This window comes from Paraburkholderia dipogonis, from assembly GCF_042680985.1.
Lineage (GTDB): Bacteria > Pseudomonadota > Gammaproteobacteria > Burkholderiales > Burkholderiaceae > Paraburkholderia > Paraburkholderia phytofirmans.
Map to the genome: position 1 here is coordinate 57,034 of NZ_JBHUFR010000004.1, position 25,288 is coordinate 82,321.

At 58.3% G+C, this 25,288-nt stretch carries 19 protein-coding genes and 2 pseudogenes; 11 read left to right on the top strand and 10 right to left on the bottom strand.

All coding sequences use genetic code 11. From position 1 onward, the window contains the following. Positions 1-136 precede the first annotated feature (136 nt). From ACFSNN_RS03735 to ACFSNN_RS03745, 3 genes are all read right to left on the bottom strand, one after another. Positions 137-1,465, bottom strand: a complete 1,329-nt coding sequence (locus ACFSNN_RS03735) for an NAD(P)/FAD-dependent oxidoreductase (RefSeq protein WP_134466076.1) — start codon at positions 1,463-1,465, stop codon at positions 137-139. Positions 1,466-1,512: 47 nt separating this feature from the next. Beyond that, complete coding sequence (locus ACFSNN_RS03740; protein ID WP_134466075.1) at positions 1,513-2,439, bottom strand: 2-hydroxyacid dehydrogenase; 927 nt, start codon at positions 2,437-2,439, stop codon at positions 1,513-1,515. 108 nt (positions 2,440-2,547) lie between these two features. Beyond that, complete coding sequence (locus ACFSNN_RS03745) at positions 2,548-3,678, bottom strand: DSD1 family PLP-dependent enzyme (RefSeq protein WP_134466074.1); 1,131 nt, start codon at positions 3,676-3,678, stop codon at positions 2,548-2,550. Between the two features lie 805 nt (positions 3,679-4,483). Between ACFSNN_RS03745 and ACFSNN_RS03750 the strand changes: the two genes are divergently transcribed. The 9 genes from ACFSNN_RS03750 to ACFSNN_RS03790 all read left to right on the top strand — a co-directional run bounded on the left by ACFSNN_RS03750 (position 4,484) and on the right by ACFSNN_RS03790 (position 13,912). Next, positions 4,484-5,290 (top strand): ABC transporter substrate-binding protein, encoded by an 807-nt coding sequence (locus ACFSNN_RS03750; RefSeq protein WP_134466073.1) that lies wholly within the window; start codon positions 4,484-4,486, stop codon positions 5,288-5,290. A 228-nt stretch (positions 5,291-5,518) separates the two neighbouring features. Continuing rightward, positions 5,519-6,175 carry an amino acid ABC transporter permease gene (locus tag ACFSNN_RS03755; RefSeq protein ID WP_134466072.1) on the top strand — a complete coding sequence of 219 codons (657 nt, stop codon included), beginning with the start codon at positions 5,519-5,521 and terminating at the stop codon, positions 6,173-6,175. 8 nt (positions 6,176-6,183) lie between these two features. Beyond that, positions 6,184-6,960 carry an amino acid ABC transporter ATP-binding protein gene (locus ACFSNN_RS03760; RefSeq protein WP_134466071.1) on the top strand — a complete coding sequence of 259 codons (777 nt, stop codon included), beginning with the start codon at positions 6,184-6,186 and terminating at the stop codon, positions 6,958-6,960. Continuing rightward, positions 6,957-7,268 (top strand): (2Fe-2S)-binding protein, encoded by a 312-nt coding sequence (locus ACFSNN_RS03765; protein ID WP_134466070.1) that lies wholly within the window; start codon positions 6,957-6,959, stop codon positions 7,266-7,268. The genes ACFSNN_RS03760 and ACFSNN_RS03765 overlap by 4 nt, the downstream gene beginning before the upstream one ends. Continuing rightward, on the top strand, positions 7,247-8,623 hold the full coding sequence (locus tag ACFSNN_RS03770) for an FAD/NAD(P)-dependent oxidoreductase (RefSeq protein ID WP_134466069.1): 1,377 nt from the start codon (positions 7,247-7,249) through the stop codon (positions 8,621-8,623). Before ACFSNN_RS03765 ends, ACFSNN_RS03770 begins: the two co-directional genes overlap by 22 nt. After that, positions 8,620-9,801, top strand: coding sequence for an NAD(P)/FAD-dependent oxidoreductase (locus tag ACFSNN_RS03775; RefSeq protein WP_134466068.1), 1,182 nt, complete (start codon positions 8,620-8,622; stop codon positions 9,799-9,801). Before ACFSNN_RS03770 ends, ACFSNN_RS03775 begins: the two co-directional genes overlap by 4 nt. Before the next feature lie 325 nt (positions 9,802-10,126). Then, positions 10,127-10,879: a cupin domain-containing protein gene (locus ACFSNN_RS03780; RefSeq protein WP_134466067.1), complete on the top strand. Its 753-nt coding sequence runs from the start codon at positions 10,127-10,129 to the stop codon at positions 10,877-10,879. A 138-nt stretch (positions 10,880-11,017) separates the two neighbouring features. Further along, positions 11,018-12,811, top strand: a complete 1,794-nt coding sequence (locus tag ACFSNN_RS03785) for a methyl-accepting chemotaxis protein (RefSeq protein WP_134466066.1) — start codon at positions 11,018-11,020, stop codon at positions 12,809-12,811. 408 nt (positions 12,812-13,219) lie between these two features. Further along, positions 13,220-13,912, top strand: a complete 693-nt coding sequence (locus ACFSNN_RS03790) for a sensor histidine kinase (protein ID WP_166799450.1) — start codon at positions 13,220-13,222, stop codon at positions 13,910-13,912. Between the two features lie 580 nt (positions 13,913-14,492). Here ACFSNN_RS03790 and ACFSNN_RS03795 read toward each other — a convergent pair. From ACFSNN_RS03795 to ACFSNN_RS03815, 5 genes and pseudogenes are all read right to left on the bottom strand, one after another. Next, positions 14,493-14,641, bottom strand: a pseudogene (locus tag ACFSNN_RS03795) (ATP-binding protein); the annotation flags it as partial. Between the two features lie 205 nt (positions 14,642-14,846). Next, positions 14,847-15,285: pseudogene (locus ACFSNN_RS03800) on the bottom strand (IS701 family transposase); the annotation flags it as partial. A 378-nt stretch (positions 15,286-15,663) separates the two neighbouring features. Next, a complete protein-coding gene (gene eutC, locus ACFSNN_RS03805) occupies positions 15,664-16,656 on the bottom strand; it encodes an ectoine utilization protein EutC (RefSeq protein WP_134466064.1) in 993 nt (330 codons plus the stop codon). Beyond that, positions 16,653-17,645 carry a hydroxyectoine utilization dehydratase EutB gene (gene eutB, locus ACFSNN_RS03810; RefSeq protein ID WP_377688923.1) on the bottom strand — a complete coding sequence of 331 codons (993 nt, stop codon included), beginning with the start codon at positions 17,643-17,645 and terminating at the stop codon, positions 16,653-16,655. The genes eutC and eutB overlap by 4 nt, the downstream gene beginning before the upstream one ends. A 1,235-nt stretch (positions 17,646-18,880) precedes the next feature. Then, positions 18,881-20,317 carry an NAD(P)/FAD-dependent oxidoreductase gene (locus ACFSNN_RS03815; protein ID WP_134466063.1) on the bottom strand — a complete coding sequence of 479 codons (1,437 nt, stop codon included), beginning with the start codon at positions 20,315-20,317 and terminating at the stop codon, positions 18,881-18,883. A 380-nt stretch (positions 20,318-20,697) separates the two neighbouring features. Here ACFSNN_RS03815 and ACFSNN_RS03820 point away from each other — a divergent pair, with 380 nt between their 5' ends. Then, on the top strand, positions 20,698-21,075 hold the full coding sequence (locus tag ACFSNN_RS03820) for a hypothetical protein (RefSeq protein ID WP_134466062.1): 378 nt from the start codon (positions 20,698-20,700) through the stop codon (positions 21,073-21,075). A gap of 139 nt (positions 21,076-21,214) precedes the next feature. Here the strand turns inward: ACFSNN_RS03820 and ACFSNN_RS03825 are convergent, their stop codons facing one another. Next, positions 21,215-21,568 (bottom strand): cupin domain-containing protein, encoded by a 354-nt coding sequence (locus ACFSNN_RS03825; protein WP_134466061.1) that lies wholly within the window; start codon positions 21,566-21,568, stop codon positions 21,215-21,217. A 316-nt stretch (positions 21,569-21,884) separates the two neighbouring features. After that, a protein-coding gene (locus ACFSNN_RS03830; RefSeq protein WP_134466060.1) for an IS3 family transposase occupies positions 21,885-23,445 on the bottom strand; the annotation gives its coding sequence in 2 pieces (ribosomal slippage) (positions 21,885-22,743 and positions 22,742-23,445; 1,563 coding nt in all). A 285-nt stretch (positions 23,446-23,730) separates the two neighbouring features. Here ACFSNN_RS03830 and ACFSNN_RS03835 point away from each other — a divergent pair. After that, a complete protein-coding gene (locus tag ACFSNN_RS03835; RefSeq protein ID WP_377688924.1) occupies positions 23,731-25,239 on the top strand; it encodes an NAD-dependent succinate-semialdehyde dehydrogenase in 1,509 nt (502 codons plus the stop codon). The last annotated feature ends 49 nt before the right edge of the window (positions 25,240-25,288 follow it).

Sequence of the window (25,288 nt, forward strand, 5' to 3'; positions counted from 1 at the left end):
ATGACGCTCCTGTTCATGACTTTGAATAAATGTTAGTTCCCTTGGCTGCGGATCATCGACGTCAGGTCGAATCAAACGTGACAACACGTCAGGATCTCTGATCATGTGTTTGACGAAACCGCAGCCACAGTCGCGCTCACATCATTTCTGGAATCTTTATGGAAGTGCCGTCTGTAAAGCGGCTCAAGCGATAAGGCGAGATATCCATTATTGGTTTGGCTCCCGTCACGATATCGGCGACTAGCTCTCCTGCCGCGGGGCCCAATGCAAAGCCATGGCCACTGAACCCTGTTGCGACATAGAAGCCGGGAAGCTCTGAAACATCGGAGATAACGGGAATGAGGTCGGGTGTCGTGTCAATAGCACCAGCCCAGGCATGCACAATCCGCATGTCTGAAAACTCTGGGATAGCGCGCTTCACATTATCCAGGGCGAGCTTCACAAATTCGAGATCGGGGTTTGGGTCGAGCACGCGGCAGCGTTCAAATGGCGAAACCTCGTCAAATTGCCAAGTCGCCGATGCCTCGGGACCTTCGAACCAGGGCTTTGAAAGGCGGTATTTGAGCTTCTTGCCAATGTCGTTTCGGTAGTTGTGGTAATACCGTAACGCGTTCTTAAGGCCAAGCGGCGCCAGGTCTATACGACCAAAGCCCGGTACAGCTAGCGTGTATGTACCGTCAAGGCGGCGGCGCAGTGCAAAACCCGGACCGCTGAAGCAGCCGTTGATCACGTTCACTCCGGCGGACGTACGCATAACGGTTCCAACAACATTGACTGCTGGAATTTCCACGCCGTGACGCTTGCAAAAGCGTGAGCTCCATGCACCACCGGCGCACACCACTTTGCTCGCCCTGATTAGGCCTCGCTCGGTCCACACGCCACTGACACGCCCTGCACTAAGTTCCAGACCGCGCGCTGCGCAGTTCTGGTACAGCAGCGCACCGCGGCGCTTTGCTCCCTCGGCAAGAGCGGGTGCCGCGCGCGACGGCTCAGCGAACCCGTCGTCGGGAGACCAGACGCCACCTGTGTACCGCGGACCGCCGTGCGGAGCACGGCGGCTCATCTCGGCCGAGCTAAGCATATGACTGACAAACCCGATCTCGCGGGCCTGCTTGCACCACGCGTCCCACTGGGCGATTTTTTTTCCGTCGTTGCTGGCATAAAGAATTCCGTCGCGGCGAAAGCCCAGGTCAATCTGGATTTCATCCCGCAATTCGCTCCAACGCCGAAGGCTGCGCATGGCGAGCGGCAATTCGAACATGTCGCGGTTCTGTTGACGCACCCAGCCCCAGTTGCGCCCCGATTGCTCGCCGCCGACAATGCCCTTGTCAACCAGCGCGACCGAAACGCCGCGTCGCACCAGTTCATAGGCGGTAGACGTCCCCACGATTCCGGCGCCGATCACGATCACGTCGGCAGTGCTTGCAAATTCCGGCGTGTCGTACACCTCTTCAACTCTAAGCATTTCAGACTTCCATCGTTCACTTGGCCCTGCCACTGGCCTGGACAAGGTCAATAACCACGCGACGCATCGACTACGCCCGTCAACGGTTCGTTGGCTAAGTGCCTTCGAAGATTGGTCACCACAAATTCGGCACCGCCCTCGGCGTCCGTAACGCTGGCGACGTGCGGCGTTAGAACCACCTTCGGGTGGGTCCAAAACGGGTGATCCACGGGCAGCGGTTCAGTATTCGCCACGTCGAGAATGGCGCAACAAAGCTTATTTGAGGCCAATGCGTCGAGAAGGTCTTTCTCGATCAAGTGACCTCCGCGGCCAACATTGATTAAACACGCGTTGTTTGGTAACGCGTTGAAGATCGTCGAATTCAGGATGCCGCGCGTCTCGTCAGTCAGCGGGAGAAGGCAAACAAGAATGTCGATGCGAGACAGGAATTGAACTAATTCATCCGGCCCGGCAAATGTTGTTACCCCGTCGATGACCTTCGGCGAGCGGCTCCAGCCGTGAAGCCTGAAGCCGAAGGGCTTGAGGCTATCCAGCAAACCTGCGCCGAGCACTCCTAGTCCCATCACCCCGACGCTTCGGTCATTCGCTGCAACGGCAGGCAATTGCTTCCAGGCTCGAGTACGCTGCAGTTCGAGGTAAGCGGGTAAGTTCCGGTGCGCTGCCAGCACAGCTAGCGTGCCGTACTCACTCATGCCGGCTGCCAATCCTGGTTCAGTCATGCGCAATAGTTTCACGCCCGACGGAAGCGCACTGAGGTCAATCTGATCCACCCCTGCGCCGACCGAAAATACCAGTTCGAGCTTCGGGAACTCCTGGCAAAGGTCAGCAGGCGGTACCCAGCAGGCGACGTATTTGACCTTCAACGGATCTCCCACGTCCGGCCAAATCCGGAAATCAAGGTTCGGGAATTCCTTTTGCAGGCGCATGCGCCACACCTCGCCGCGTCGAGCCTCGGACTTAAAGAGGAACGTCATTTGGTACTCCAGTTTCTTCAGCGATAGACGACTCACAATCGGTCCTTGAGGGCTTTATGCACGAGCCGGTCATGTCATATGCGCGATGCGTCCGGCGGGCTGAGTTCGTTACCAGCCGTAGAAGCGCGGCCAGGTTTCGACGCTGCCGTCAGGACCCACGGCCTGATAGGCCGGATGCTGCGCCCCTGTGGCACACGCGTGGTTGGGTAGGATGCGCAGACGTGTTCCGATTGGAAACCGCTGCTCGATCTCGTGATCCGGCGCGCCGGACCGCGAGACTATGCCGTGTTCCTGGTTTGCGCCGCTCATCAGATACTCGCCCAGCACCTCCCCGTTTTCGAGGCAGACGAGCCCGTAGCCAAAATCGTGCTTCTGGCGCTGGGTGCCGCGGTCGCGGCTCATTGCCATCCAGCCCGCATCGACAATCGCCCAGCCTTTCTCGGTCTGGTGGCCGATCACCGTAGTCAATACGCTCAATGCGATCTCGGACGTGTCGTTCACGCCCACGTTATGCATGACGAGGTCGAACATGACGTAGACGCCTGCGCGGACTTCCGTCACCCCTTCCAGATGCTCGGCGGCCAGAGCTGTCGGCGTCGATCCGATACTTACGACGTCACACTGCAGGCCCGCCGCCCGAAGGTGCTCGGCGGCACGCACGCAGCCCGAACGTTCCTGTTCAGCGACGCGGACCAGTTCGTCATGTATATCGTAGTCGTAGCTGGAACCCGCATGTGCGAGCACACCACCGAGCTGCATGCCGCCGTTAGCGAGAGTGTTTGCGACAGTGAGGAGCGTGTCGTCGTCAGGTGCGATTCCTGAGCGATGGCCGTCTACGTCGATCTCGATCCACACTTCGAATATTTCGTCGTTTTCCCGGCCGAAAGCGACGATGGCCTGAGCGCAGGCGACACTGTCGGCGACGATCTTCAGGTCGCAGCCCTGTCGGCGAAGCGCCAGCGCCTGCGGGAGTTTCGTCGGGGCCATCCCCACAGCGTAGACGATGTCACGGATGCCGCTTGCGAAGAACTGTTCGGCTTCCTTGAGGGTGGACACGGTGATACCGCGCGCGCCAGCGTCAATTTGCGCTCTGACCACCTGCTGGCATTTGGATGTTTTGACGTGCGGGCGGAAACTCACGCCGAGCGCATTCATGCGTTGTTGCATACGTTCGATGTTGTGGTTCATCCGCGCGACATCGATCAATGCTGCGGGTGTGTTCAACGACTCCAAATTCATCTGTGGCTCCTAACGATTCTTCGCGCGTTCGGTGTTCGGTGCCGACATCGCGCATACGGAGAAGTCACTATAGGAGTTCACTGGGAACTTGTGCTTAACGTCGGATAAATCGACTGTTAAGCCAGGTTGAATGTTAATGCGCTAAGACGCTACCGCGACTGCAGGCGGCGTGAGATTCAACAGCCGCGGGGCTCGGGAACGAGATTGCGTCCCACGCAGCGACGGCACAGTCCCATGTCTTCCGGTTTTTGAGTTAATGCACGCTTAACGGCCAGTTTATTGGATATTAAGCACGACGAAAACATTCTTTTCTATAGTTCGTTGCATGAACTTGGCAGTTGCAGTGGGTGCGCCGCGGGTTCCGAAAGTTAGGCGCCGACTCAGCAAACGCACGGCAAGACCAGTTCGCGCCGTCGGTCCCGCCGGGGTTTCGGAACAGCACCATTAGGACGCGAGGGCGAAGACATTCGTATCGACGTTTCTTCGGGAACAAGTTTGACTGAGTGGTCAAGCAAGCAGGGATTGAAGCGAGTGGACACCGTCTCGAAGACGGTTCGTAATATGCGCGCCGGTGCAGACAATGGCCCGTTCCATCCGGTTTGCCGCCTGTACGGGCTCATCAGTCAGTCTATGTTGTGGGTCTCGGCACGAGCGGTGGATTCTGCCGCCTCGAACTGAATCTGGTTTGAAGTTTGACACGGGGGTGAATGCATTTGCGAATTGCTTTCCATCGCGGTACCAAGGCATCGGGCGTCCGGTATGCTTTTGTCGCGTTTGTCTGAGGAACTTTAGTTAAGGATCTGTCATGTATCAACATACGTTGCAAACTGTTTCCGGTATGCATGGTGGTTTCTTCCAGCGCATTTTCGTTGCGGCTACCGTTGTAGTGTCAATGGCGTTTGGAGCCGGTCACGCATGCGCAGCGCCATTAAAGGTTTCCGCCGGGACCACGCCGTCCAGCGTTCCTAACGCGTTCCTGGATATGAAAACACATGAGATCGAAGGGGTCATGCCGGACGTCATTCGCGCGATCGGCAAGCGAGAGGGGTTCGACGTGTCGTTCGACGTGATCCCTTTCTCGGCATTGATCCAGTCGGTTGTCTCCGACAAGATCGACCTCATCGTTGCGGGTATGACACCGACGCCAAAGCGCGCAGAGGTAATTGACTTCTCTCAACCGGTGGCAGAGTTCGGAAAGGGGATTATTGTCAACGCCGCGGATAAGAACAACTATCGCACGATTCAGGATTTGAAGGGCACTGTCGTTGGAGCAGGCGTCGGCGAGGAAACCTCAGACGAACTCGTCCAACTCGGCATCTTCAAGGACGTCAAGTTGTACAACACTGGGGCGGATATGGCCCGCGATGTTGCCCTGGGCCGGATTACAGCAGCGTTCAATGATTATCCTGTCTGGAAGGCACAGGAAGCGGCCGGCACGCTGCAGGGCACGCGTGTTGTGGATGGATTCACGCCACTGCGAAAGGTGCCGATTGCATTCGGCGTGAAGAAGGGCAATACCGAGTTGCTTTCGAAGATCAACGATGGGCTGGCCAAAATCAAGGCGGACGGAACGCTGGACAAGATTCTAAAGAAATGGAAGTTCGTGGATTGATACATCGGCTGCGGGTCTATTTGCAGGGACGCACCGTAACGTGCGTCTTCCGCTGGGCCTTCAGCACCGGCGACACAGCCTGAGATGTGCATGAGTATGGCCGAAGGGTAAGGAGACGGCCGGTTTGCTGGAATATCTGAGCGTAGCTTGCAAGATCATCTGGTATCGATAGCTACGATGAAGATTGGCGCCGGTCATGCAGTGTAACGATTATTAGAAAGGCGAATCATGCGTTGGAGCGACATAGTCGAGTTTGTCCCGATACTGCTTCAAGGAGCCGGGATGAGCATCTTCATCACCGTTAGCTGCCTGATTCTCAGCACCGCGCTGGGTCTCGTTTGGGCGCTGCTCAAGATGTCACGGCATGCGCCGCTCAGGCGTGCGGCCACCACGTTGATCAACGTGGTTCGTGGACTGCCGATGCTCGTGCTGCTGTTCTACATCTACTTTGTATTGCCTTCGATTCATATTCAACTGAGCGCCTTGCAAGCGAGCATAGTTGGTCTGGCATTCGGCTATTCCACTTACGTCGCGGAAATTATCCGATCAGGTATCGAGTCGGTGGATCAGGGCCAGTACGAGGCTGCGCAGTCGATCGGTATGGGCCGCATCAAGACCATGACCCGGGTGATTCTTCCCCAGGCGGTCAAGGTCGCATTGCCGCCTTACAGCAACACCCTTGTGTCCATGCTCAAGGATTCTTCTCTTGCCTCCACAATTACCGTCTCTGAGATGACGCGCCAAGGGACGCTGATTGCGGCCGCGACCTTTCAGAACCTGACTGTCTACACGCTCGTGGCGATCGGCTATCTCGCTATGAGTCTTCCGATGATGAGTGTGACGAGGGCGCTGGAACGGCGCTTCGGAAAACACACGGTGAAGTGAGGTTTGCAATGATCGAAATCACGAACGTCCACAAGAGCTTCGGCGACGTGCCGGTGCTCAAGGGCATTACGTTGAAGGTGAACGAGGGCGAGGTCGTGTGTCTGATCGGGGCGTCAGGCTCCGGCAAGTCGACGCTTCTTCGATGCATCAATGCGCTTGAGTCGTACGAATCGGGCGAGATCAAACTACTGGATCAAACCGTTGAGCAGCGCGCCCGTCATATCAATCAACTCCGCACCCAGGTAGGCATGGTTTTCCAGCGCTTCAACCTGTTCCCGCATCGTACTGCGGTAGAAAACGTGATGGAGGGGCCGGTGCATGTCAAGCGCGAGCCGGTCGCGCAAGCGAGGCACGAAGCGATCGAACTGCTGCACAAGGTTGGGCTCGGACAGAAAATAGACGCGTATCCGCATCAACTGTCTGGCGGTCAGCAGCAGCGCGTCGCGATCGCGCGGTCGCTCGCAATGAAGCCAAAAGCGATCCTGTTCGACGAGCCGACTTCGGCGCTCGACCCTGAACTCGTCGGTGAGGTTCTGAGCGTAATGCGCACGCTAGCGCGTGAAGGTATGACGATGCTGGTTGTCACGCACGAAATGGGCTTCGCCCGCGAAGTAGCCGACCGCGTGTGCTTCCTTCATGCAGGCCTGATCATCGAGGAAGGCAGCGCCAAGGAGGTCCTCGGCGCACCTCGCGAAGCGCGTACCCGCGAGTTTTTGCGCCACGTTCTGACACACCGCGCCGAGGATCCGCACGCGCACAACGGCGGGACAGGAGCCGTGGCATGAATGGACGCTTCGATCGGCTCGGAGAAACCGGCCGCGAGAGAGTGAGGCCGACCATGGACGGGCAGCCGATCGAAGCGTTGGTCGGCGATACGGTGCTGACCGCGATCCTCTGCTCCCTGCGGCATGTACGCCAGTCGGAGTTCGGTGGGGAGAACCGCGCGGGCTTCTGCCTTATGGGGGCATGCCAGGACTGCTGGGTGTGGATCCACGACGGGGAACGGTTGCGCGCTTGTACGACCGTCGTCGAGTCGGGCATGAGGATCGTCACCAGTCAATCGGGGGAGCAATGCCCGAACATCGCATCGTAATTGTCGGCGCTGGCCCGGTCGGCGTGCGCTGCGCGGAAGCGCTGCTGGCCGCGGGTATCAGACCAATTGTCATCGACGAGGGGCGGGGGGACGGCGGCCAGATTTACCGACGTCAGCCCGAAGGGTTCACACGGCCCTACGCGAAACTATACGGGACGGAAGCGTCGCGCGCTGAGAGCCTGCACCAGAGCTTCGAGCGGCTGCGCGGGCGGCTCGACTACCGCTCTCAGACGCTCGCATGGAACGTCGCGCAGGGCAAGCTACACATCGTCCGTGAGGGTCATGCAAGCGTACTGCCGTACGATTCGCTGATCCTGTGCCCGGGCGCAACCGACCGGCTGATGCCGGTGAAAGGCTGGCAGTTGGCCGGCACCTATAGCTTGGGTGCAGCACAGATCGCACTGAAATCACAGGCCTGCGCGATCGGGCGCCGCGTTGTGTTCATGGGTGCGGGGCCGTTGCTCTATCTCGTCGCGAACCAGTATGTCCGCGCCGGTGCTCAGGTGCAGGCAGTACTCGATACTTCGGACGCGGGCGCGCGGTTGCGGGCACTCCCGAAGCTGCTCACGCGTTTCGACGTGCTGCGTAAGGGCGGTGCGTTCATCGCGTCGCTCAAGTGGGCGGGCGTGACGATGGCGAGCGGTATCGAACCGATCGAAATCGTCGGAAACGCGAGCGACGGCGTTCAAGGCGTGCGCTATCGCATGCCGAACGGCAAGGTCGAGAAAATCGATTGCGACGCGGTTGGGACCGGCTATCACCTGCGCTCGGAAACGCAGCTTGCAGACCTCGCGCGCTGTACGTTCTTTTTCGACGCCACGACTCGCCAATGGCTGCCGAAGATCGACGAGCTTGGCCGCAGCAGCGAGAAGGGGGTCTACATTGCGGGCGATGGCGCGCGCGTCCTCGGCGCGGATGGTGCGGAGATTGCGGGGCGACTCGCTGCATTTGCAACGCTGATTGACCTTGGGCAGGAGATCCCAGCCGCTACGCTCGAGCCACTTAGGCGCGAACAGCGCAAAATGGATCGATTCCGGCGTGGTCTCGTCGAGGCGTTCACGTGGCCGGCAGAGCAGGCAGCGCGGCTATCCGACGACACGATCGTATGCCGCTGCGAGGGCATTATGGCGGGTGAGTTACGCCGGGTCGTGCATGATGAAGGCGCTCGGGAAGCAAACCGCGCGAAGGCGTTCAGCAGGGTTGGGATGGGACGGTGCCAGGGCCGCTACTGCGGGCACGCCGGCGCAGAGATCATTGCGGCCGCGGCGTATGAACCGCTCGAACAGGTCGGCCGCTTGCGCGGGCAGGCGCCCGTCAAGCCAATGTCGATTGCGACCGTGGAGGATGCCGAATGAACGGCAATCGCGTGCAGGCCGATGTTTTGATCGTGGGGGACGGCTTCATGGGCACCGCCACCGCATTTTTTCTCAGGCAGCGCGGCCGTTCGGTGATCCTGCTCGAACGCCAGCTCGTCGGGCAACAGGCGAGCGGTGTCAACTTCGGTAACGTGCGCCGCCAGGGACGCTTTGTGACGCAGCTGCCGCTCGCAAATCGCTCACGCGAAATCTGGGGGCGTCTGTCCGAGCTTATACAGCACGATGCCGAGTTCCTGATGTCGGGCCACCTACGCGTTTGCTATAGCGAGGAACAGGCGGACCGGTTCGAAGCCTATGCGAAGGAAGCCGCCCGATACGGGCTGAAACTCGACCTCACTTGGCGCGACGCTCTGCACAAGCGCTTCCCTTTCCTGGGAGCGGAAGTAATCGCCGGTTCGTACTGGCAGTTGGATGGCCACGCGAATCCGCGGCTTGCTGCGCCGGCGTTCGGCCGCGCTGCTGCACGGCTCGGCGCACAAATCGTTGAGAACTGTGACGTCGTGATGGTCGAGAAGGAAGGCAGCGAGTTCCGTGCGACGAGCGCGGACGGGCGGACGTTTCATGCACCGGTATTGTTGATCACAGCTGGCGCCTGGGGAAATCTGCTTTCGCAGCAGTTTGAAGAAGGCGTGCCGATCGCCGTATGTGGACCGCAGATGTGCGTCACCGAGCCCGCGCCGTACTCGCTGGAGCCCGTCCTCGGCACAACGTCGCTGAAAGGCGAGGAAATCATATACTTCCGACAGGTCACACGCGGCAATATCGTGATCGGCGGTTGCGCGCGTGAGCCGGCTTTTCTTGACGAACGCCGCACGAAGGTACCACCGCAAAACACGTTGCTGCAATTCCGCCAGGCGCAGCGCGTGGCGCCAATGCTTCGCAAGCTAAACATCATTCGCGTATGGAGCGGTGTCGAAGGCTATACGCCCGACGACCTGCCCATAATGGGAGCGAGTGGCACGACAGGCGGCCTCTACTATGCGTTCGGCTTCTGCGGCCACGGGTTCGCGCTCGGTCCTGGCGTAGGCGACACAATGGCCGAGCTTATCGATACGGGAACCACCAGCACACCGAATCAGCCATTCGACATTCGCCGGTTTGCGAGCGGAGCAGCCCCTACGCGGGACACAGAGATAGGACGGTCGGCCACGACATAGCCGTTCGAGGAGCCTTTCGCACAGTGGACTCAAAAAGTTTGAGAGGATCGTTTCATTCGCGCATATGGAATAAAAAATGCCCCGCCCCAACGGCTGAATCGAGTGCGAGTTAAAAGCAGCACTTTCGTCTGTTCGGGCCGCGATAAACAGTTATACAAGCTGGCGAGTAGCGACCAGGGTCTGGCAGCTGCGCTCACAAGCGTGCGCCAACAGAACGTTAGAAGTGAAAACCGAATCATGCCACATTCGATTTCTGCCACCGAAGGTCCAGGTGCGAACCGACACGACCAGCATCTGGCAAAAGTCTGGACGACTGGAACACAACATGTCCAAATTGCAGCAAGCATTAGCGGAGCATCGCAAGTCCCGATCGTTTGTCGATCTGCGGAAATTCGCCTCGGATAAAAGCCAAGGGATTGCGACGATCGGCTCGGCCGACGAGAGTCGCTTCCTTTCTAGCCGCCGCGTTTTAGATTGGCCGCCGGGGCCCGTGAGCGTGGGCGTGATAGCGCTCGACGCGGGATGCGGTGTAGTGCTGCCCTATCCGGTAGATGAGTTCATCATCGTTGCGGAAGGCGAGATCACGTTGACGCAAGCAGAGCGTCCGCTGACGCTGGGGCCAGGCGACAGCGCGTTGCTGCGTCATGGGGCGGAGTTTTCCTGGTCGACGCGAGGGCCGGTATCGATCATATTCATGCGTTATCACGGCAGTCAGTATGCTGAAGCGAAGATTGTCCTGATCCAGCATGCGCCGCAATTGGAGCCGTCGGGCACGCCGCCCGCGGACTTGCTACTCACGCCCGCTCCTGTCTGCCGCAACTTCACGGACTACAGCGCTGGAGATGGGGCATTTGTCTGCGGCACCTGGGATTCAACACCGTATCAGCGTAGTGCAATGTTTTATCGCCATTGCGAGCTGATGCATCTCCTGGAAGGCAGCGTCACATTCGTGGACGAGTCCGGCAGAAGGGTAACCTTCGGACGCGGTGACATTTTCGTCGTTGAGCAAGGCGCGCAGTGCAGCTGGGAAAGTCGTGAGCACGTCGCGAAGGTATACGCGATTTATCGTCCGTCATAACGCCGCCAACTGTCCGCGAATCACGCCCGTATGTAGCTTCGCCCGCAGGGCGTCTCACATCTGCGCTCTTTTTGGCGCGCCAGTCGTGGGTGCACTTGAGCGGATGCAAGTTCAACCACAAGAGCCACAGGCCATCCAATGCTATCGTCCATTCGCGCACGCGTTGTTCTTGCATGTGTAGCGCTAGTAGTTTTTTCCGTCGTCTCCAGCACCGCGACCGACTATTCGGTTGCGAAGGCGAGCATGGAGGCTGCAACTAACCACGACCTGACGTCGTCCGCCAATGACCATTCCGTCGCAATCGCGGAGTGGATCGCTGGAAAAACTCGAATGGTTTCATCGCTGGAGGATGTTGTGCTGTCGGCTGACCCGGGGCCCATCCTTAAACAGATTGCCGTCGCGGGTGGATTTTTTGACGTCGGAGTCGGCTACCCGGACAGAACGGCAAAGTTCACCGACTGGCCGAACATTCCCTCCAGCTACGATCCGACTAGTCGCCCTTGGTACAAAAGCGCCGTGCAAGCGGGCAAGCCGGTTGCTCTCCCCTACGTCAGCACGAGCGGGGCGTTGTTGGTGGCGTTGGCAATTCCCGTGATACGTGACGGCGTGTTGAAGGCTGTGCTGGTGGGCGATGTCGCATTGGACAGCGTGGTTCAGAACGTAGAAGCGATCCATCCGACTCCGGCAAGTTTTGGCATGCTGATTGACCACAGCGGCCGCGTTATTGCGCATCCGGATCCAAAGCTGCGGTTCAAACCGGTTACTGACATTGCGGCCGATTTCGCTGGGGTCACCACCACATCGGCTGGGATGGGGAACACACCGATGAAACTAGCGGTCGACGGAAAAACGAAGTTGGTAAGGGCACAGGACGTGCCGGGTACCGATTGGAAAATTGTGGTCGCCCTCGACGAGTCTGAGGCGACTGCTGGTATGCGCTCACTATTGGGTGCGTCACTGGTCTCACTCGTTGTTATCGTCGGTATTGCATCCATTATCGGAGCCGCCATTACCACGACTGCGTTCCGCCGGCTCGGACACGTCTGTCAAGCCATGACAGCTATCGGCTCAGGCACGGGCGACCTGACACAACGCCTGCCGGACGGGGGCAGGGACGAAGTGGCCAGCATCGCGCGTTCGTTCAATCAGTTCGTCGCCAAACTTCAAAGCGTGATGCTCGATATCCGTGGTGCAAGCGAATTGGTGCGTGCCGCCGCGAATGAAATTGCCGCGGCGAGTCAAGACCTCTCATCCCGCACTGAGTCTGCGGCGGCGAGCCTGCAGCAGACGGCCGCATCGATGGGCCAGATTTCGGGGACAGTCGAGCAGTCAGCCGCGGCGGCCCGCGAGGCCGACGAGCGATCGGGCATCGCGACGCAAATCGCTTCGCGCGGTGGTGAGGTCGTCTCGGATGCGGTCGGCACAATGGCAGAGATCGAGGAAGCGTCGGGCAGGATCGGCGCAATCATTAGCGTGATCGACGGCATAGCGTTCCAGACTAACATTCTCGCGCTCAATGCTGCTGTCGAAGCCGCGCGTGCGGGGGAGCAGGGTCGCGGCTTCGCCGTCGTCGCACATGAGGTCCGTAGCCTAGCGCAGCGCTGCGCGCAGGCTGCGCGCGAAGTGAAGCAACTTGTGGAGGCGACGGTCTCACGCGTTGCTGCGGGATCATTCCAGGTGCGTCAAGCGGGCGAGACGATGAGCGAGATTGTCGCCAATGCTGCAGATGTGCAATCGGTCATCTCGGGCATTGCTCGTGCAGCGCTCGAGCAGACACACGGAATTCAGGAGGTCAATCTTGCGATCATGCAACTCGATGGAATGGTGCAGCAGAACGCGGCGCTCGTTGAGCAGTCAGCAGCGGCGGCGACGTCCTTGCAAGCACAGGCAAGCTCGTTGGCATTTACCATTGGGCGCTTCAAGGTTGAGTAATAGCACCGCGCCCGACGGCCAATTACAGAATTTTCACGCATTCTGTCACGCTTGCAATACATTGCGGAACCGGTATGGCACGGGTCTGAAATCTTGCGACCTTGTCGATAGCGACGGACGCGAAACCACTGCGCAGGTTTCGCAACGTTGGCGTGGAAACGCATGACGGCGGCGTCATTTCCATCGACGTAGAACGGGTTGCTATCGGGCCGCCCAGGGCGGGCGAAGCCGCAACAGGTCAATCGTTTGTAGGCGAGAAGCTTGTATTGGACAGGTGCGGTTTGGACGACAATTGGGAGTGCGTGTAGAGAGCCGGAGGCCGTCTGGGCAGGTGATTTAAAGAGCGCAGCGCGACAAGAACTGGTCCGCGCCATCATCGGCAAGCTGCTCACAATGGAGGTCGGTCGAATGAGCGAACACATCAACCGAGGATCACCAGCGTTATCTGAACCTGATGCATTGTTCGTTCACCTCGAAGCCGTTCGAGAAAGTGAACGAAAGCGCATCGCAATGGAAATGCACGACGAGCTGGGCCAACTGCTCACCGCTCTGAGAATTGAAGTATCGCTTTTGAGGCAAAAACTGTCGCCTGATTCGATTGCAGTGCAAAAGGCAGATGAGATGAGACGGCTCGTCGAGACGATCATAGGCGTTGTGCGCAGTGTAGTAAATCAGATACGGCCCGCCGCGTTGGACTTTGGGATCGTGCCTGCACTTGAGTGGCTGGCGGACGACTTCCGCCTTCGCACAGAGATTTCATGTCGTCTTAGTGCGGTTGGTCCCGAACCGTGTCTATCTGAAATGCATACAGCAGGTATTTTTCGTATCGTACAGGAATCCTTGACTAATATCTCGCGCCACGCGTGTGCGTCGCACGTAGAAATCAGGCTGACCACATCAGGTTCTAAAATAGAACTGGTTGTGCGGGACAACGGGAAAGGGTTCGATATGTTGGTGCGTCGCCTCGGCTCGTACGGTTTGTTAGGAATGGCCGAGCGGGCGAGAATGATGGACGCGCACCTCAAAATCGAGAGCCAGCCGGGAAATGGTTCTGTGGTCCGGTTGCGCGTTCAGGAGGATGGTCGCACTGCAGATGGTTAGAGCAATCCGACGGTGCGACTACGACCATGGCGGTCCTGTATCTAGGCTCACAGGTCCCATGACTGCGCCGTCAGGCCTTGACCCTCGGTAGCCACGGGGCCGTTTCCTGGCGTATCAAAGCAAGGCTCAGAGCCCGCTGTTTCTAGAGTATTCGTATATATCACGACTCGCTGGACGCCTCGTGTCTGGCTGCGCGTCCGCTTCGTCCTGTACCGCCCGAAAGTATCCCGGTGGCGTGCTTCGTCTTCCGCAAGCAAGTAGATACTATGAGGGCAGCAAAGGTAGAGCAGGAGGAGTAAAACAGTTCGTCATCCGGTTTCTTCGTAGGAGCACGCAAATGAACGCACCGGACGTGGCCCGTAGTGGGCAGGCTTCAAAGGTGGTCGGCTCGCTGCTGTCGCCTTCGAGTCAGGCGATAGCAGCTGAAGGCTTGCGCTGGGAGATGGAGTTCGCGCCCCGAGCCAGTGTACGGTGAGCGCAGGCTGCGGATTTCGGGGAAGGAAAACGCTTGTTTCGGTAAAATCGAACAAGCTGGAGGGCAGGGCTGCGAGGTGCATGGATTGTAGCGTGGGTGTCCGGATCAGGCTACGCCGTCATCGGGCTTATTCTTTCTGCGCATCGAGTCGCCCTTAGCGGAAGCTCGTGAGCCTGATGCACAAGGCGATCGAGAATGGCGTCAGCGCGCCTCGGATCTTGTAGCCATGCATGCCGGTGTTCGAGCGGCAGCTGTAATGCGCTGAACAACTTTATGCGGAGTTCGTCCGTATGAACCCCTCTGCCTTATGGAAAGCACATCGAAGAGGGGTTGACTACTGATTCCTCATCGAACTCTCACTGTGTCATATATTTAGGTACGCTCTTTATTGCCGTACAAGAAGAGAGTGATCGTTGCATGAGCCTTAGGCCAAGCAGGCTGCGCAGCGTAGTTATGGAATCAGGAACGTGACGTCGAGCGCGCTGGACTGCCCCGAGGGATGTAATCCGGGGGAAGGGAAGGCAGCGCGCGTGCAACGAAGTTTTTTATCGCATCCATCTGATTGCATTCCGAGTCGCCGAGCCATCAGAAACCCATACGCAGCGATACTCAGTGTGGCGTGGTGGTGAAAGCCTCGCCAGCCATGCCCTTCGTAATGACCCAGTCCGAACTCCTGCTTCAGATCCTGGTAGTCGCGCACGATGCGTCAGCGCATCGTGGTCGCGAACACAAGCTGTTCAAGAGTCGCCTCCTCGGGGGCAGTCGTGAGAAAGTATTTGAGCGGCGTCGTATCGCCATCTGCCCATCCAATGAGCAGCCATTTTTCGTCACGAACGGTACTTCGCTTATCGTTGCGCCGTGCGGGACAAACCCGCACGGCGGCAAAACGGGAGCAAAGGACATCAAACAGTATCAGCGTGGCTCCCTCTTCAACATCCTCGCCGCTGCCGACATCAGCGGTAACTCCACGATCTCGTTCGCCTCGAGTGTTCCATCACGAAGGCAGGATCTATTCCCGCGTGCTTTCTCCCCGCGGCAGGCTCCGCGGTTACAGCGACGAACGTGCCGGAACTGCCGTTAGCGAGACCTACGATCACCGGCCTCCCGGAGATAAGCATGTGCCTGAATTTAGATGCGCACCTTTCGTGCTACCTACAAGTAATTTAAAATGTCGCGGTGAAGGCGCACCGCCTGCTGACTTTTGCCAACGCGCGTTCGCGGTCAGCGATTCACACTTACGTGATTGCCGACCACGTGCGCAGGTTTGGCGCTTGCCTCAACTTTCGAACGTCGCCCCGATTCGCGCGGCCTTGGCAGCAGAGATCGCGAGTGTCGCGATTGCGGTGTCCTGCACACCGGTTCCTGTGAGGTCGACGATGGTTATCTGCGAGTCTTGTTGTCGCCCGGGTTTTGCGCCGGCAATTATCTCGCCGATCTCTGGAAACTCGCTGGAGGGCGAGAAATGCCCCGCTTTGATCGCATGGTGCAATTCTCCGAGGCGACGCGTTTGTGCCAGGCTATCCGCAACGTAGACATCGGCACACGCGACAGCCAGCGCCTCCAGTTCGTTCTTGTGTTCCGCGTCCGATCCCATCGCCGTTATGTGCTGCCCTGATTCGAGCCACTCGGCAAGGAAGATCGGTTGGCTTGCAGGAGTGGTCGTAATGATCACATCGGCACCTCGGACCGCCGCTTGAGCGTGTGGATACGCTCTTACGGGAATCCCCAGCTCATCGGACAGCTCGGCCGCGACGACTTGTGCCCGCCTGATGTCACGCGCCCAGATCCTCGCTTCCGTTATTGGCCTTACGAGCATCAAAGCCTTCATCTGCAGCTTCGACTGCATGCCTGATCCCAGAACCGCGGCAACGGACGCGTCCTCGCGAGCAAGATGCTTAGCCGCGACGGCGCCCGCCGCAGCTGTACGGATATCGGTGAGGTAGCCATTGTCGAGAAGCAGTGCTTCGACCAAGCCTGTTTTACTTGAAAGGAGCACCATCATCCCATTGGTGCTGCGTAGTCCGATCTTTGGATTATCGAAGAAGCCGGGACTAATCTTTATGGCGAAACTGTCCAGACCGGGCACATACGCGGTCTTGACGTCGACTTCTCCCCGGCTTTCGACAACATCCAGTCGAAGGATGGGCGGCATAACGACCGCCTTCGTGGCAAGCGCAAGAAAAGCATCTTCGACACATTGGATCACACATAGATCCAGACCAACGACTTGTCTCAGATCTTGCTCGGTCAATACCCTCATAGCGGTCATGGATTCCCTTCTCCCTGCAGACTGTTCCAGCCATTCAGCACGTTTTTATGCAAACCCAAATCGATGTTTCGTCCTGAGAGGATGATTGTAATCGGGCCCTTCGAGGTCACTTTACGTGCCAGAAGCGCGGCTATACCGACAGCGCCGGCGCCTTCTACAATTTCACGCTCGTACGCGTAGGCGTGACGAATGCCCGCGGCGATTTCCTGCTCGGTCACCAGTATTACGTCGTCCAGAAGGGCTTCGCACATCCGGAAAGTGATTTTGTTATCAAGTCCGATGCCGCCCCCGAGCGAATCGGCGAGGCTGCTGAATTCTTCGACCTGTACAGGGCGCGCGCGATCCAGACTGACTTTCATTGCCGCGCCCCGGTCCATGCTGACACCTATCACTCGCGTCGCTGGCTGCAGCCCCTTGACCGCTGCCGCCACCCCTGCAGCCAATCCACCACCCGACAAAGGTACAAGAACGGTCGCGACATCTGGCATTGACTCTACAATTTCAATGCCAATCGTGCCTTGGCCGGCGACGATGTCCGGGTGATCAAATGGCGGTAGCATGACAAGCCCATTTTCGTCCACTAACCGCTCGGCCTCTCGCTGCGCGTCGTCCTGGGAGCTACCGACGATGCGGACATCCGCGCCGAGACTGCGAATTTCTAGCACCTTATTTTCTGGAACCAGTTGGGACACACAGACGATTGCACGGGCACCCAGCCTTCGGGCTGCGAAAGCAAGTGCGCGGCCATGATTCCCTGTTGAGGCGGTGACTATTCCACGCCTTCGTTCGTCGACCGACAGCACCATCATTGCGTTAGTGGCGCCGCGCAGCTTGAAGCTACCCGTCTTCTGATGATGCTCGAGCTTTAATCCAACGGAAACACCGCAAAACTCTGAAAGTCGGATTGAGGAACGCAGAACGGTCGTCTCAATGTGTCCGACGAGGCGGTTGCGAGCCTTTTGTATGTCTTTGAGATCGATCATATTCACCGTGGATTCTTTTGCTGCATCTTGCAATAGTCCCCTGCGTGTATCGGGCGGATGGGCTAGTTTTGGTGCTCGTGCGGCCAGCGCTTCTCTCTTCGTGTTGGGCCAAAACGGTGCGAACCACGTCTCAGTTCGCGACAGAAGATGATTGTATCTTTGCGCTGGTACTGATTTACGCAACGTTTCCGCGCGAACCGCGTATTTCCGGCGTATAACTGAACTTTCTCGATGTTTTTCTATACTAGGGGCCGGGGAAGACAAAATGCCAACAGAGCATGTATAGGCGATTGGACGAGAAGCGTCGGTGGTCGGCGCATACACGTCGAATCCTTCAACGACCGACGTTCAACTCAATATGAGGCAACTACCGATTTGATATCCACGGTGCCGCCGTGAGCACTGACGCGCTCAGCGTGCCGAAGAGCGTACGTTGCTTTTCGTCGAACGCCAAAGGGGGCTGTGATGGTGATGGTTCAGTGCAGGCACCATGATTGTCTCGATGCCCGTATTCGACGATACACCCATTCAGCTCGAACCTCCCCTCCCAATGGAAGACTGAGCGCCCCTTGTGGGTCGCTATGTACGATCGCGGCTATACGCGCCTGAACAGGCCGGAGGCGGCCAGTCCGCAATCGGTGACCAAAAAATGGTTGTGCCAAAAACCATTCGGCAGGCGCTGACGACCATTGGCATTGAATGATCGTCGGGTTGGTTTGCGATGACCGGCACAAGTGTGGCGCACGCCGGAACCTGACGATGTGGGCGGCCCCCTCCGCAAAGACAGCTGAAGTGCGGGTGTCGATGGACAACAGGGAATGTGAAGGTGTGTGGTAGTGTGGTGCGCCAGCGGATCGGTAGCACCAGTTTGAATCGCGGTGGACGCCACCGAATTGAAGGCGCTGTGCTGGCATCCTGCCGCGAGCGCCACCGGATCCGCCGCATGTGCACTGACCGGCATCCGCACAGTTCTCCGCCATGTTGGCCGTTCCCCCGGCACCGTGTGGCCCTTGCCGCACACGGCGCAGTCGGGCGATCACTGAGATGTCTGAGCGCGGCCCGGTCCCTCGGCGGGGCCGAAAATGTCGAGCGCGATATCGCCAAATACTGTATCGCGTAGCCAGCGAGATGCTGCAACTTGTTAGCGCCGATGTGAAAATGACCCGTCTGCAGCGAGATCCATCTCGACGCTGATTTTTTTGGACTTGCGCAAACAACTCTCGTCCGCAACAGGGACGATTCTAGAATATTGGATGCGGCTTCAATCGCGAGCCATCGGTTATTCGGCTGTATCGGAACGGACTCAGATCTATCGGAGCGGCAGAGCCGAGTACCAACGCCGCAACAGCTCGACCTGCCCCCGGACCAACACCAAAGCCGTGACCACTAAATCCAGAGGCGACGACAAGGCCGGGCACGGAGTCAACGTTAGAAATTACAGGAATTGCATCTGGCATCGAATCAATTACGCCGCCCCATGCATCTTCGAGAGTCGAATCCGCCATCACCGGGAAGGCGTTCTTAACTTCGTTGAGTGCGCTGCTGAGCAAAACAAGATCCGGTTCCGGATTTAGGATGCGCTGGGATTCAAATGGGGATACGCCTTTGGACATGTATGCGCGTTCGAGTTTCCATTGCATCCAGAACTCCGATGTGAGGCGCAACTTCACTCCCTTCCTCCGCAGGAGATACATTGGAAAGAACCGTACAGCGTTGCGAAGCATCGAAGGCGTAATGTCAACCGTGCCTTGGCCACTCTTTGCCACCGTAAGCCCAGAATCCGCTCTGCTACATAGCGAGACGCCCGGAGTCGAAACGCAGTTATCGACGAATATATCTATTGCGTGCGTCTTTGCGACAGATGCGTTCACATAGGCCTGGGGAAATGGAACACCTAGCTTTTGTAGAAATAGAGCGGTCCATGCTCCAGCTGCTACGACCACGGATGAACAAGCAACGAACCCTTTTTCCGTATGAACGCCGCTAACGCGCCCGCCGGCTTTCTCGAGCTCTCTTACCGCGCACGATTCCACCACGGTCGCGCCCAGTTCGCGCGCGGCCTGAGCCATGTACGGTGCAACCCGAGACGGCTCCGCGCGGCCATCGGAGTCCGTGGTGAGGCCTGCTATCCATTTGACTGACGACGCGCCGGGTGAAACACGTTGCGCCTCTTCGGCGCTGAGAATCCTGCTAACGATGCCCCTATGGCGGGCTTCGTTTGTCCATTCAATCCATGTCGCAGCCTCGGTCTCGCTGTCCGTCAAAAACGTTACTCCACATTGCCTGAATCCAATATCTCTTTTTAGCTGGTCGGAGAGATCCGGCCATATTTCGAGGCTGAAATGCGCCAGTTCCAGTTCGCGAGGATCACGACCTTGCTGTCGACACCAACCCCAATTTCGGCTGGATTGTTCTGCGCCGACAATGCCCTTTTCCAGCAAGACAACCCGGACACCACGTGACGCGAGTTCCCACGCAGCGCTGGCGCCCACGATGCCTGCTCCGATGATCACTACGTCGGCTTCATCCGGGAGTGGGTCATTCGCGTGAATTCTTTCGAGCGGCTGCCTTATTGCTAGTGATGGTTTGGGCGTCATAGAGCCTAGGTTTCCGATTTCAGAAAAATGCCAGTCGATTTGAAGCTCGAACAGCTCGGGGAGTTTCGCAACTATCCGCATCGCGATGAAGCAGTGTCCGTGCAAACCGCGGTCGCAAAAAAATGATTAGCTTGCGTGGATTCCTAGAACCGGCGACCACGCAGTGGATGTCATCTGGCGGGCAGTTGCGGTGATCAATACGCGCGAGCGCGGTCGATAATTCATTGCATAGGCTACTTCCTAGTATGTCGATATGTTATCGATGACGGTCTCTAGAGCGGTGACCGGATGGTGATGCCGACAATGTGAGGCGTTATTCGAAGGCGTGGGAGCGGCGCCCCGTGTGGCTTCTCGCGGCGCAATCGACATCGAAAAATCGCAGACGATCCAAATGGTGATCCAGAGCACTCCAAAGCAAAGAACGCCAACACGTCGCTTAGAGCCGGGGATAGGCGTAGCGCATGCCACACTCGTGCCTTCTGCTGCTCGGCATAGTCGAACAGATTGCGACTGACGAGCAGAGTAGCTTCGGTCACGTACTCAACCAGACCTTGAACGATGTCAAGCTCGAACATCCGAACGAGGCGATCGGCGGGATTCGCTTCCGATCGGACCGGTCCGCGTCGGCGCCAATGGAGCACACCACTTCGAGGTGTTGCGACGTAGCCGAGATCGTCGGGATGCCCAGTGACGAGGTACCGGATGCTGGCACGCCGCTCCATTTGGCCACAGCCGGAACGGAACTCCGGGAGGCGTTCGGTGAAGAGTTTGGCCCATTGATAACCGCGAGCAGGATCTGCATTGCAGACAACAGCCATCGTGGCCTCGTCTTTGCGTGACAAAGGTTCTGTCGCGCGCAGCGCACATAGCTATCCTTCGCCGGCGATGGAACTCTTCGCTTTTGATCTCGCATCATCGAGAGATGGAATGTCGAAGGACGGTCGTTATCGTGGCGCCAGAAGCGTTGAGCGGTAGCGCTCAGTCTTTGGTTACCCAGATCTTTCGGGTAGGGTCTATGACTCGCCACGTCCCTTCAAAGCCGGGCTTCATGACGAACGTGTCACCCGCCTTAACCAAAACAGGTGGCTGCCCATCTTCGGTGATTTCAGATACGCCGGAGAGGATGACGCAGAGTTCCCACGTCGTCCCTTTGATAGCGCGATAGGCACCCGGAGTCACTTCCCAAACCCCAGTGCGCACATCGCCCGTTGCAGTCTGATCAATGTCCCATGTCGTGAATACTTGCGAGCCCTCGATGACACGCTCAGCTAGGGGCGCTCCGACACGTGGAGTACCGAGATTACCGAAATTGAAGTGAACAAGTGATGACATGAAAGCTTCCGTAGTAGGTTGAAGATGGCGGGTAACAACCTCAGCAGTTTACGGGGGTCAAATTTCGAGTCGACTGCGAAAAATAGTCATTTAGCGTCCAAATACTGCATTGTGAAGGTTACTCTTGCACCAATGCTGCTTGCGATTAGATTTATCGCGTAGTTCCTGCCAAGTGCCTCTGTTGGCCGAGGTGGGCGACGGAACTACAAATGCCGCAAAACATCGCATCGCGCCCGAAGGGAGCAGCAACTCGTGATAGCCACGCGAGACATTGATCGCGACACGTCGGCGCGCGTCAAGGTAGTCGTCGCCTCACTCATGCAGCCAAAGGCTGTTTATTCGCGCCAGTCGACGCCATCTCGACGACGGAGTCACGTTCGGGGTTAAGCGTCACGGCATCAACCGGTGTCCAGTCGCTCGTGTGACGCGACCAGCGAGCCGGATTGCATGCGCGCGCCTTCGCGTACAGTGCGTGACGTGCCGCGAGAAGCGCACGATCGTCGGCGGCATGACGCTGCGCAGGCGTCATGTAGCGGATGCCGCTATGACGATGCTCGAAGTTGTACCACTGGACGAAACCGGTAGCCCACGTGCGAGCAGCGTTCAGGTCCTCGAAGCCTGTGGCCGGAAACTCCGGCCGGTACTTCGCGGTTCGGAAGAGCGCCTCGGCGTAGGCGCTGTCGTCGCTGACACGGGGGCGGGAGTACGACGGCTTGACACCCAGCCAGGGGAGCATTGCCAGCACGGTGGTGGCCTTGAGCGTCGCACCGTTATCGCCGTGCAGCACCGGCCGGGTCTCAAGAGCGGCAATGCCTTCAGAGAGCGCCGTACGACGCACGAGATGAGCGGCGTGTTCGGCAGCGTCGCTGTCGTGCACCTCCCAGCCGACAATCTTGCGGCTGTAAATGTCCAGGATAAGGTACAGATGAAACCATCGACCTGTTACCGTTGCCGGCAGAAACGTCATGTCCCAGCACCACACCTGGCGCGGCGCTGTTGCGACGTGCGTGGTCGGCGGCCGGGCGCTCGAAGGAGTTCTGGCGCGGCCACGGCGCGTCATCTGCCCATGCTCGCGCAGCACGCGTGCAAAGGTCGATTCGCTGGCGATGTACACGCCTTCGTCGGCCAGCATCGGCACGATCCGCGCCGGTGGCATGTCAGCAAAGCGCGCCTCGGGCTACGCGCAGTACGTTTGCCGGCTCCTCTGGGCTCAGGGCATGCGCAGACAGCGGGCGTATCGCGCCGGGCCTGGCGTCGCTCTTGACGAGCGCCTGGCGGGCCCTCCAACGCTGCAAGGTGCGCACATCAATTCCCGCGACCTCGCAGGCCAGGCGCAACCGTGCGCCAGCCAGTCTCGCCGAATCGATTTCGCGGGCCAGTTGCTGGCGATCCTCGAGGCCGATCATTCGTCCTCGCCCTTGTTGAAGATCGCCTAGACTTTTTTTGAAAGTTCCAGCAACGCTGGCTGCCTCGGCCAGCGCCTTCTCCTTGCGCCGTAATTCGCGTTCTAGTTCCTTGATGCGGCGCTGATCCTGCTTCGTTTGCTGAGGACTCGCACGGGCCTCTTCGGGCTCGGCCAGCGCCTGCGTGGCCGCTTGCCGCCACTGGGCTAGCTCCTGCGGATATACGCCATGCCCACGGCACCACGCATTGCGCGCAGTTTCGTCCATCGCTGCCGTGTTCAACACCGCCTCGAAGCGGGCGGACGCTGTCCATGCCCGCTCGCGAGCGGGCATGGACAGCGCATCACTGCGCCAGCGCTCCAGCGTCTGTGCGCCCACACCGATCTCTCGCGCAACCTCGTCCACTGATGCGCTTTCCGGCGGCAGCAACCGCGCCACCGCTCTGTCCTTGAATGTCTGTCCGTAACGCGCCAACTCGTTCTCTCTTTATCGCCCCCAGATTCCAATTCTATCGAGGCGACAACCATTGTGACGCGGGAGGACGTAAGCAGGACATACCGTCTTTCGAAAGACTTCCTCCTGATCTAGTTGGCAGGGAGCATACCGGCCTTCCCCTTCTGCGTCAGTGGGAATCTGTGAAAAACGGCTCAAGTATGGCTAGATTCGCAGTAACACTGCTCCAAAGTGGCAATCGTTGTTTGTTTTCGTACATTTTGCATAGATAGAATTTTTTCAATGAAAACGAAAGCGAGGTGAACCATGGTCGAAAACTTGGCGCGCGCAGCGCTTGATTCCCCTGAGGTGCACCGATTATTTGCGAACGCAGCACTAGGAATTGAGTTGCTGCCGGCAGAGCCCGATCCGCCGTTGAACATGATTGCAGGCGAGCCCGAACTCGTTCGTGACCCTGCCACGAACAAGTGTCTTGCACGCGTGAAGGTTCGTGGGCAAGAGGTGATGCGCGCTGCCATCGATGAAGCTGATCGGGCGTTCAAAACATGGCGTGACACGTTGGCCGAGGAGCGTCGAACTGTACTCCGTGCGTGGGGGGCAGCCATCCGGCGTGAGAGCTTTTCATTGGCACGGATCGTAAGCGCAGAGCAGGGCAAGCCGTTGAGCGAAGCAGAAGCTGAAATTCAGTACGGTGTGTCGTTTATCGATTGGTTTGCCGACGAAGCCATTCGGATATGCGGCCAATCGCCGACGCCTCATAAGCCGATGAGTGTCGGCTGGGTTTCGAAGCAGCCGGTCGGCATTACTGTCGCCATTACGCCCTGGAACTTTCCAATGGCGATGATCGCCCGCAAGGCCGCGGCGGCATTGGCGGCTGGATGCCCGGTGATCGTCAAGCCGGCACCCGAGACGCCGTTATCTGCGTACGCGCTATACGCATTAGCAAAAGCAGCGGGCATTCCCGATGGCGTCTTTCAGGTTCTTCATGGCGATGGGGAAAAATTCGCTAGGATCATCGCAGCCGACAGTCGGGTCCGTGCAGTGAGCTTTACCGGGTCGACCGCGATAGGAAAAATACTTTATGCGCAGTCGAGTGCAACGGTCAAGAAGCTTTCGATGGAGTTAGGCGGACACGCCCCGCTTATCGTATTTGATGATGTCGATCTTGACGCTGCTATCGATGGTTGTATGTCGGCGAAGTTCGCTACTTCGGGGCAGGATTGCTTGGCGGCGAATCGCATCTATATACAACGCACTGTCTACGACGCATTCTGTGATCGCTTCGCCAAGCGGGTCAGCGCGCTAAAGGTTGGGCACGGACTGTCTCCTGAAACCAATATCGGACCGATGACCAAGCAGGCTGTCGCGGACAAGTGCCGGTCACACATTGACGACGCGGTTCAGCGAGGTGCCCGTGTTCTAGCCGGGGGCAGTGCGGAAATCCGGGGCAAGTTCGTGACCCCTACCGTTTTGTGCGACGTTTCCGACGACATGCTGATCGCGACGCAAGAGACGTTTGGCCCGGTTGCCGCCATTCTGCCGTTTGACGAAGAAGAAGAGGTCATGCGTCGCGCCAATGCATCAGATATGGGTTTGGCGGCATACGTTTTTACTGCCGACCTGAACCGTGCAATTCGTTGTTCTTCGGCTCTGGAGTACGGGATGGTCGCGGTAAACACGCCCTCATTCACCGGACCGCCAGTCCCGTTTGGTGGCTGGAAGGAGTCTGGGCTCGGTCGTGAAGGCTCGACCTACGGGATAGACGAATTTCTCGAGTTGAAGTACGTCTGCGTCGGGGCCTTGCACTCGGCATGAGGGGATCTCACCCCTACGAAGCCACTCGATAGAGTTCTCATAGATTTGT

Bases quoted from the DNA above. Each gene is read 5' to 3' on its own strand.
- ACFSNN_RS03735 (WP_134466076.1), bottom strand. From the start codon at position 1,465: ATGCTTAGAGTTGAAGAGGTGTACGACACGCCGGAATTTGCAAGCACT.
- ACFSNN_RS03740 (WP_134466075.1), bottom strand. From the start codon at position 2,439: ATGACGTTCCTCTTTAAGTCCGAGGCTCGACGCGGCGAGGTGTGGCGC.
- ACFSNN_RS03745 (WP_134466074.1), bottom strand. From the start codon at position 3,678: ATGAATTTGGAGTCGTTGAACACACCCGCAGCATTGATCGATGTCGCG.
- ACFSNN_RS03750 (WP_134466073.1), top strand. From the start codon at position 4,484: ATGTATCAACATACGTTGCAAACTGTTTCCGGTATGCATGGTGGTTTC.
- ACFSNN_RS03755 (WP_134466072.1), top strand. From the start codon at position 5,519: ATGCGTTGGAGCGACATAGTCGAGTTTGTCCCGATACTGCTTCAAGGA.
- ACFSNN_RS03760 (WP_134466071.1), top strand. From the start codon at position 6,184: ATGATCGAAATCACGAACGTCCACAAGAGCTTCGGCGACGTGCCGGTG.
- ACFSNN_RS03765 (WP_134466070.1), top strand. From the start codon at position 6,957: ATGAATGGACGCTTCGATCGGCTCGGAGAAACCGGCCGCGAGAGAGTG.
- ACFSNN_RS03770 (WP_134466069.1), top strand. From the start codon at position 7,247: ATGCCCGAACATCGCATCGTAATTGTCGGCGCTGGCCCGGTCGGCGTG.
- ACFSNN_RS03775 (WP_134466068.1), top strand. From the start codon at position 8,620: ATGAACGGCAATCGCGTGCAGGCCGATGTTTTGATCGTGGGGGACGGC.
- ACFSNN_RS03780 (WP_134466067.1), top strand. From the start codon at position 10,127: ATGTCCAAATTGCAGCAAGCATTAGCGGAGCATCGCAAGTCCCGATCG.
- ACFSNN_RS03785 (WP_134466066.1), top strand. From the start codon at position 11,018: ATGCTATCGTCCATTCGCGCACGCGTTGTTCTTGCATGTGTAGCGCTA.
- ACFSNN_RS03790 (WP_166799450.1), top strand. From the start codon at position 13,220: ATGAGCGAACACATCAACCGAGGATCACCAGCGTTATCTGAACCTGAT.
- eutC (WP_134466064.1), bottom strand. From the start codon at position 16,656: ATGACCGCTATGAGGGTATTGACCGAGCAAGATCTGAGACAAGTCGTT.
- ACFSNN_RS03815 (WP_134466063.1), bottom strand. From the start codon at position 20,317: ATGCGGATAGTTGCGAAACTCCCCGAGCTGTTCGAGCTTCAAATCGAC.
- ACFSNN_RS03820 (WP_134466062.1), top strand. From the start codon at position 20,698: ATGCCACACTCGTGCCTTCTGCTGCTCGGCATAGTCGAACAGATTGCG.
- ACFSNN_RS03825 (WP_134466061.1), bottom strand. From the start codon at position 21,568: ATGTCATCACTTGTTCACTTCAATTTCGGTAATCTCGGTACTCCACGT.
- ACFSNN_RS03835 (WP_377688924.1), top strand. From the start codon at position 23,731: ATGGTCGAAAACTTGGCGCGCGCAGCGCTTGATTCCCCTGAGGTGCAC.